The following is an 8,176-nucleotide window of genomic DNA, read 5'->3' as shown; positions in this document are numbered from 1 at the left end:
CACACCCGTTCCCATACCGAACACGGAAGTTAAGCTCTCTAGCGCCGATGGTAGTTGGGACTTTGTCCCTGTGAGAGTAGGACGTTGCCAGGCAATCTGAGACGAGTCAGTATGACTCGTCTTTTTTGTATATGCCATAAAAAGAAAATAAGTAGCAGAAGTTTTCGTATAGTACATAATATTGGAGCTCTTTTAGCAATTTTTGCTTTTTATTTTTTATTTTCTCAGAGTATTAAAAATTTCTTTTGAAAATAATTAATTCACTAACGTAACTTTAATTGAATAAGCCTCATACAAAAGTAAAGCCCAGAGTTATATAGGAACTTTGAGCTTTTTTGCGTGTTATTTACTATGCAAATTAACATGTGAATTAGCTCGTTATTTTAGATTTTCTTCACAATAACTGAACTGCTTCCTATGTATTAAGAATCCTTTTCTTTTTAGCTTCAGTTGTCATTTCATCCACAAAAAAAGATCGCCTCTTTGACGATCTTTTTAAACTACATCTCCTGTTACTAACATGGAACGTTTTTGAAGGCTATCGGAACGAAGACTATATGCGACTACTTTTTTCTTATACTGTTTGATTACATCAACGTGGTCGTTGTAACTGTATATAGAAAAACTAACATCCTTTTTGCCCCTCTTAGTATTAATGATCAATGGTGTTCCACTGCTCTGTGGAGGGAAATAGTATTTCTCTAAAAATAGCGCTTGGTTAAATTGGTTAATAACTTGAATCTTGTCTTCGCCTTCTAAAGGTTTTCCATCGATGGTTACGGTAACAGTCGCATCATCGAGATTTGGGTGTAATTGAAATTTGCTGGTAAACGATTCTACAACAGCAGTTGGAAGAGAAGTTAGTATTAATTTAATAGTAAACACAATAACCAACGAAACTATAAACCAGGTTGTCATATTTTATCATCTCCATTACATTTTAAAATAATATTATGACAGTACTTATATTGGTAATCAGCTGATAGACATGTGAAAATAGACCATAATGGTCCATTGTTTAGTAACTGTTGATAATTTCCATTTTATCATAGGGTAGTTAGTTGATTTGTGTACATTATGTGAAACTTTATGAATTTATCTCATTTTTTAAGGTCAACGTTATCATTATGAAGCAAAACAGCGTCAAGCAAATGATGATGAAATTTCGCAATTAATTATTGAAGCCTTTTGTAAAATAACGTTAGTATTAGGGCTAGAAATACGTATACTTCAGAAGAGAGTGAACCAATCTAACTCTTATAGAGTATAAAAGTCAGATTGGTTATTGATAATGTCTTTAACTATGCCTATAAAAAAGACAAGGGGTATTTATTGTTGAATACACTATTTATTATTTAATTTGTCTAATATATGAACCTTTGATAATTTGGCTGCTGGTATTAGAGAAGCTACAATACCTAAAATAGGACTAATAGATAGGCAAATCAATACGATTTTTAAAGGGAATATGAATGTTGTAGTTTTTAGTAATACTAGCAATTGATAAACTAAGATAATCCCACAAAATACCCCTATTATTCCTCCGGAAATTGAAACAATAGAACCTTCAAGTAAAGAGAGACGAATAATTTGATTACGCTTAGAGCCTATAGCTCTCATAGTTGCAAATTCTCTAGCACGTTCCCTTAAACTACTTGCCATTCCATTCATTAGAGCGATAAAAGCCAAGAAAATTATCATACAAACTGTATAGAGTAGTATCACGATTCTTTGATAATATTGCTGAAGAAATTTATTTATCTCTTCTTCTTGGCTATATAAAATTACCTTTGAAGAAGGTTGATTTTGAATGAGGGATTTTATTTGTGCACTTACTGTATTTTTGTTATGAGTGATATTAAAATAAATTTTATCTATTGTATTTACACCTGCAACATTTTTCATTAATGTAGGGGAGGTATATATACGCAAGTCAGATTGATCATTTGTCAAAGGGTTTTGATTGATGATGCCGACAACTTTTAATGAGATAATGTTTTTTTCGGAATTTCCATTTTCAAAATTAATTTTTTCATCTTTCGTTGCTAATTGGTCTTCAGGAATTAAACGAATTGTATCATGAAGTTTGTATCCCAATATTTCAGAAGTAAAAGAAGTTAATATAACTCCTCCTTCATTTAAACTTTCCTCGTTTATAGTACCTTGTTTAATCTTAATAGGTAGTGTTTTTTGAAGGGATGAAAAATCCAAGCCTTGTACACCCACTAAAAATTGTTTTTGACCATTTATATTATATGTTACAGTATTTTCAGAATTAATATTTTGATTTAAATTTAAAGTGAAAAAAAGTTTAGATTTATACACTGGTATCGCATTAATATTTTTAATGCTTTTTATGTTTTGATATAAATCTTCAGATAATCCGGGTTCTTCATAGGATGAATTAGAATGCAGTGTGTAGTTAAGTGGATATCGATGTTTTATATCAGTTTGAGTTGTATCTTTAACCACTTCGAGAAAATGTAATCCGACAATACAAATTACTATACCTAATATTAAAACACGTACAACCTGAATATTTCTTTTGATTTGTTTGAGTACATTTCTACTAGCTAATAAACCATCGCCTTTAAAAAATCTTTTTAATAATATAGTTATTAGATTCGTAATTATTTTAAACATTGTAGGTAATCCTAGATGTATAGACAGTAAAAATAAAACAATGCCTATTATATATATATTGGATTGCTGCCAATAGTAGTAATTTAAAAGGTAGATGGTGCATGATACTAGAAACATTAAAATACTAGCAGCTACTGTCAAAGGATTTTGCTTATAGTTAAGGTCAGTTGAACTATGATAAGCTTCTATAGGTGTAAGATTGCTAGCAGATAGTGCCGGGAAAATACTTGAAATCATTGTTAATATTATTGTTGAAAGAATTCCTATTAGAATAGAGTTCCATGGAATAGAAATAAATCCAAGTTGTAAATTCATTAGGTTTTCAATCAGTTTATATGAAAGTATAGATAAGAATATTCCTGTTATTAAACCGGTTAATGCTGAAATTATGGCTATAATAAAAGATTCATTCATTACCAAGAGGAAAATCTTTCTTCTTTTAATCCCTAATAATCTCAAAGTAGCTAGTTCTTTTTTTCTTTCTTGAATAGACATTTGTAATGCCCCAATGATAAGTAACATACTACCAAGTAAAATAGCAATGCTTAACCATTGAATAATTGGTTTTAATCCGCCTATATTTTCTCTCTCTTTATCTGCTTTAATTTGACTGTCTATAGATAAGTTTTTGTATTTGCTTTTTAAAAATTGTATAAATTGTTCTTTATCTCCTAAATCATTTAATTTAATTATTAATGTGGTTGTATGTCCATTTTGGTTGGTCATATCTGCTAACCATTTATAATTAAATAATACAACTGAATTAAGGTATTGATTTTGCTCCATAATCCCCGATACTGTTACCTCTTTTATACTATTTGGTGGAAAAGGAAGTTCAAGTTTAGAACCTATTTTTAAATTTTTAGAATGCGCCGTATTATAAGGGATGACTATTTCATTTGGACCAGGTAATTTTCCAGAAGATAGTTTTGCAAATATATGTTGTTTTGCTAACTCGTCATCTTTTATGCCCACATACATGGGTTGTGCGGCCATTTCTTTGTATGGATGTTGTTCGCCGATGTACGGATAAAGAAGTGGAGTACTGTTTTTAACTTCTTTAGAATTATTAATAGTGTTTATATCTTCCTGTGAAAGAAATTGGGTAGAATCTTTATAGCCAATTATTAAGTCGTAGTCCCCATATTTTTCTTTTATAGTTTTTTCGTTTGACCTTTCAACAGTGTATATTAAGATGTTAGAAAAAATTAATAATGCTATTCCTATAGTTACACCAACTATAGAAAAAATAGTTCTGTTTTTTTGGGACTTTAAGAATTTTATCGATAGTAGAAAGTATCCTTTCATATAGAGCTCTCCTCTATTTTATTTATTATTAAGCTAGTGTTTTCTTTGGGAGATAAATTTAAATTTTTTAGAATCAGTTCATCTTGGATTTTGCCATCTTTTAGAAAAATCACTCGATGAGAATAAGATGCCACCATAGCATCATGAGTGACAACAACTAAAGAATGCTGTAAGCTCTCACAAAATTCTCGCAATAAATTCAAAATTTCCTTACTTGTTTTTGAATCTAAGCTTCCTGTTGGTTCATCTGCTAATATAATTTTAGGTTGTGTGACTAGAGCCCTTGCAATGGCAACTCGCTGCTGTTGACCACCGGACATTTTAGAAGGATATGATGATTTTAAATTTCCTATACCAACTAGATCTAATAATTCTGATGCTTTTTGTCTGATTTTCTCGATGTTATGGCCAGCTAATTCAGAAGGGAGCGTCACATTCTCCATAGCAGTTAAAACTGGTATTAAGTTGAAAAGTTGAAATATGAATCCTATTTGATTACTTCTAATCTCGGTTAATTCATTATCATGTAGGTTATTTATCTTAATATTATTTATAAGTACTTCTCCTGAAGATGGTCGATCTAAGCCGGATAAGATATTTAATAAAGTAGATTTTCCCGAACCGCTAGTCCCCATTATTGCTAAAAATTCACCTGTTTTGACCTCTAATGAAACGTTTTTTAATGCGTAAAATGTATTAGCTTCTTCTCCATATATTTTAGAGACATTCTGTGCTTTTAATATGCTAGTCATTAAAGTACCTCCTATATTTTGTGAGTTATAGAAAGAAAATTTTTTCTATAACATATAAGTAATGCTCTATATTTAATATAAAAAAAACGTATAGAATTCTTATCAAAAAAGTATCAAAAAAATGTCAAAAGATAGTGCGATGGAATTTTTATTATATTTATATCAAAATTGCATATAATTAATAATTTCTTCTTTTTAACTGAAAGACTCGTTCGACAGCGCTTCTTTGATTGTGAAGTTTTTTCCACACCTCTGACTCACTACATGAGGCACTATATTTCCGAATATTTGTCTCTATTTTGATCTTGTAGATTGTTTAGCGAAGAGAATCTGTCGCTAACGGAAATGTTTTACATTCATTTGGTTGTATGTATTCCAGTGTTTGATATTTCTCATCAAAACCAAGGAGCTCTCATACATTGCGTTTATTATAAGTAATCATGGTTTTTGTTTTCGTGCAGTAAATTTGTGTATAAATGACTTCGTAATCATAACCCACACCTAATACGTCATACTGGATGGTTAACGGAAAAAGTCGCTATACCTTTTAGATAAGGAATAGCGACTTTTTCGTCATTCAAATTAGTTGAAGTCATAGGGGCTGAGGATTATGAAATTGATTCAATTATAAAAAAGTGTTGTTATTATAAGGTATAATATACAATAACTTGAAAATCGTACTATCCAGGAGGAAGAAGATGGTTAACAATATTCTTATTGTAGATGATGAAGAAGAAATTATGGAAATGTTACAGGACTTTCTGGAAGTAGAAGGTTATAGAGTATTTAAAGCAACAAATGGAGAAGATGCTAAAAGGATATTTGATAAAATAAATATTAATATGATTTTATTAGATATTATGATGAACAATGAATCTGGTTTTTCAATATGTAAAAAATTTCGTGCAGAAAGTAATGTGCCAATTATTTTTTTAAGTGCATTACAAAATGATGTAGATAAAATCAGAGGTTTAAACATCGGGGCAGATGATTATATTGTTAAAAGTGCAACACCGGGGGAAATTATAGCAAGAATAAAAGCAATTGAACGTAGGCTAAATCAAAGCTTTGAAAAGCAAAATAATAAAATAGAAAATGAGATTTGTTATAAGAATATTAGGCTGAATATAGATAGAAGAGAGGTTTATATAAATAATGAAATGATTTTATTAACAGTAAAAGAATTTAAAATAATGAAATTGTTTTTAGTGAATCCTAATCAAGTAATGACATATGAACAAATTCTAGAAAAAGTGTGGGGGTATGAACAAGGGGATAATCATGCGGTAAGAGTATATATTGCTAAATTAAGAGAGAAACTTGAGAAATCAACAAATCAAATAAAGATCTATACTGTTTGGGGAATTGGTTATAAATTCGGTGAGACTAATGAATAAAATACAACTCAACATCAAACATTGGTTATATATATTTATATTTGTATTCTTAGTAATTCCTTTCAGCATTACTCAATTAGTTTTAAATTATACCAAAGAACATTATTATTTTGAATTAGAAAGTTTAGAACCATGGATTAAAGATACTATATTAGATAATGCCTATAAGTGGAATGATGTAAATTGGCAGCAAGATATTGATCAAAAAACGAAGCAATTAAAGATAAATATTAAATTAATTAATAAAAACAATGAGACGACGTTTTCAAATATAGTTTATAAGTCCCCAGGGTATCAAGTTGGCTCGCAACTGAATGCTACTAATGAGCCAAAATCAGATTTTCCTGGTCAAGAGTATCGGGTATATGATGGAGATGAGTTATTAGGAATTGCTTTTATACAAGATAATCGTCTAGCTCCAAAGATGAAGCAGAGCCGTTTGAATTATATTATTAATGAATGGGGAGGGTTATGGATTTGGATTATTTTAAGTGGAATTATGCTACTCTTATGTAATAGATTTGTTAAAAAGAAAGCATTAGAACCACTTGTTGATTTCCAACAAGTAGTAAAGGCGATTGCTAGAAAAGAGTATCATTTCACTTTACCGCACACTCCTATTAGAGAAATTAATAATTTATCAGAATCATTTTTAATTTTACAAGGTCGCTTGAAAGAAGCTTTGGAAAAACAAGAACAAATGGAACAAGAACGGAAATTGTTTTTTTCTTCCATTATTCATGATTTAAGAACTCCATTATTTTCAATAAGAGGATATTTAGAGGGGTTAAAAAAAGGAATTGCAAATACACCTGAAAAAAGGAAGAAATATATAGACATTAGTTATGAGAAAGCAAATGTTTTAAATGAATTAATTTCTGATTTGCACTCTTTCACCCAAGTGAATTATTTAGAAAAGCCTTTGGATCTAGAAGAATTAAATTTCACCGCTGTTATGAAGGAATTAATTCAAGGGTTTGAACCAGAATTAGTGAAAAAAGAACAAGAAATAATTTTTACTTCGTGTGGGGATATTATTTTCAAGGGAGATTATTATCTATTATCTCGTGCAGTTAATAATATTTTATCAAATGCAATACAATATACTCCTGTTAAAGGACAAATACAGGTGAACTTAGAAATTAGTGTAGAAAATTATATTTGTTTATCAATATCAGATAACGGTCCTGGTATTTTAGATAAGGATATTCCATATATATTTTCTCCTTTATACAGAGGAGAAAAATCGCGAAATCGAAAAACGGGGGGCTTGGGTTTGGGTCTTACCATTGCTAATAGTATTGTTAATAAGCATAATGGGAAAATTGAAGTTTTTAATAATAATGATAAGGGTGTTACATTTAGAATTATTCTAAAATTTTGAACAAAAAAGGCGTGTTCCTTTCTTTCAAATTCAGTACTTCTAATCATTTCTTATAAAACTACTCCGCTCATTGTAAGAAAAGTATATTACGATGAATGAAGAACATATCATTACGGTTATGCTGATTGTAACAGGTGAGAAAAGCGATGAGAAATACCCGTAAACATTCGCTGAAGCTTATTCAGAAGTAGCTGTATATATTGCGTTTTGCAATAACAGAAGGATCCATTCTAGTATTTTGGACTTATTGCCAAATGAATTTTATCAAAGAAGTTAGAGCATGAAGCGAGATTTTTTCTTGTCGCATATGAAAAAAGAATTAACTTGCCGAAATAAAGAGAAATTTTATGAAACAACGAGACAAGGATAGTATGCCCAAATTAGGAGGTTAATCCGATTTATACTTCATTAATATGGCGAGTGTGGTATTCTCCTCCTAAATAAATATATTTTTAAAAAAGACATTGACTCTTATTAAATAAGGGTGTAATATTATACGAGTCGCTGATGAAACAAATCAAAAACGCGACAAACAAAATAAAAAACTTAGTTGACATCGAATAACTGAGATGTTAACATAAGGAAGTCGCCGATTGAGCGGCAAACAAGTTCTTTGAAAACTGAACGAAACAAACAACGTGAAACGTCAATTTTTATTTATGATGCTAGACAAACACTTTATTGGAGAGTTT

5 protein-coding genes and 1 rRNA gene are annotated in these 8,176 nt (G+C 30.1%); 3 read left to right on the top strand and 3 right to left on the bottom strand.

The annotated features are described in order from the left end of the window. A 5S ribosomal RNA gene (gene rrf, locus ACIGHG_RS25515) occupies positions 1 to 93 on the top strand; the annotation flags it as partial. Between the two features lie 402 nt (positions 94 to 495). Here rrf and ACIGHG_RS25510 read toward each other — a convergent pair. The 3 genes from ACIGHG_RS25510 to ACIGHG_RS25500 form a co-directional block, all read right to left on the bottom strand. Next, positions 496 to 918: a YfmQ family protein gene (locus tag ACIGHG_RS25510; protein WP_336474685.1), complete on the bottom strand. Its 423-nt coding sequence runs from the start codon at positions 916 to 918 to the stop codon at positions 496 to 498. A 426-nt stretch (positions 919 to 1,344) separates the two neighbouring features. Further along, positions 1,345 to 3,951, bottom strand: a complete 2,607-nt coding sequence (locus ACIGHG_RS25505; RefSeq protein WP_396551266.1) for an ABC transporter permease — start codon at positions 3,949 to 3,951, stop codon at positions 1,345 to 1,347. Further along, positions 3,948 to 4,703 carry an ABC transporter ATP-binding protein gene (locus tag ACIGHG_RS25500; protein WP_336474687.1) on the bottom strand — a complete coding sequence of 252 codons (756 nt, stop codon included), beginning with the start codon at positions 4,701 to 4,703 and terminating at the stop codon, positions 3,948 to 3,950. The genes ACIGHG_RS25505 and ACIGHG_RS25500 overlap by 4 nt, the downstream gene beginning before the upstream one ends. Positions 4,704 to 5,401: 698 nt before the next feature. On the opposite strand from ACIGHG_RS25500, the gene ACIGHG_RS25495 reads away from it, so the two are divergent. Next, positions 5,402 to 6,100 (top strand): response regulator transcription factor, encoded by a 699-nt coding sequence (locus ACIGHG_RS25495; RefSeq protein ID WP_396551264.1) that lies wholly within the window; start codon positions 5,402 to 5,404, stop codon positions 6,098 to 6,100. Continuing rightward, positions 6,093 to 7,484: a sensor histidine kinase gene (locus tag ACIGHG_RS25490; RefSeq protein ID WP_396551262.1), complete on the top strand. Its 1,392-nt coding sequence runs from the start codon at positions 6,093 to 6,095 to the stop codon at positions 7,482 to 7,484. The genes ACIGHG_RS25495 and ACIGHG_RS25490 overlap by 8 nt, the downstream gene beginning before the upstream one ends. Positions 7,485 to 8,176: the final 692 nt, after the last annotated feature.

It is taken from the genome of Bacillus sp. NPDC077411 (genome assembly GCF_044543425.1).
In the GTDB taxonomy this organism is placed as follows: domain Bacteria; phylum Bacillota; class Bacilli; order Bacillales; family Bacillaceae_G; genus Bacillus_A; species Bacillus_A bruguierae.
The sequence above is the reverse complement of the archived record's forward strand: the minus strand, read 5'-3'. Positions and strand labels throughout refer to the sequence as shown.

Bases quoted from the DNA above. Each gene is read 5' to 3' on its own strand.
- ACIGHG_RS25495 (WP_396551264.1), top strand. From the start codon at position 5,402: ATGGTTAACAATATTCTTATTGTAGATGATGAAGAAGAAATTATGGAA.
- ACIGHG_RS25500 (WP_336474687.1), bottom strand. From the start codon at position 4,703: ATGACTAGCATATTAAAAGCACAGAATGTCTCTAAAATATATGGAGAA.
- ACIGHG_RS25505 (WP_396551266.1), bottom strand. From the start codon at position 3,951: ATGAAAGGATACTTTCTACTATCGATAAAATTCTTAAAGTCCCAAAAA.
- ACIGHG_RS25490 (WP_396551262.1), top strand. From the start codon at position 6,093: ATGAATAAAATACAACTCAACATCAAACATTGGTTATATATATTTATA.
- ACIGHG_RS25510 (WP_336474685.1), bottom strand. From the start codon at position 918: ATGACAACCTGGTTTATAGTTTCGTTGGTTATTGTGTTTACTATTAAA.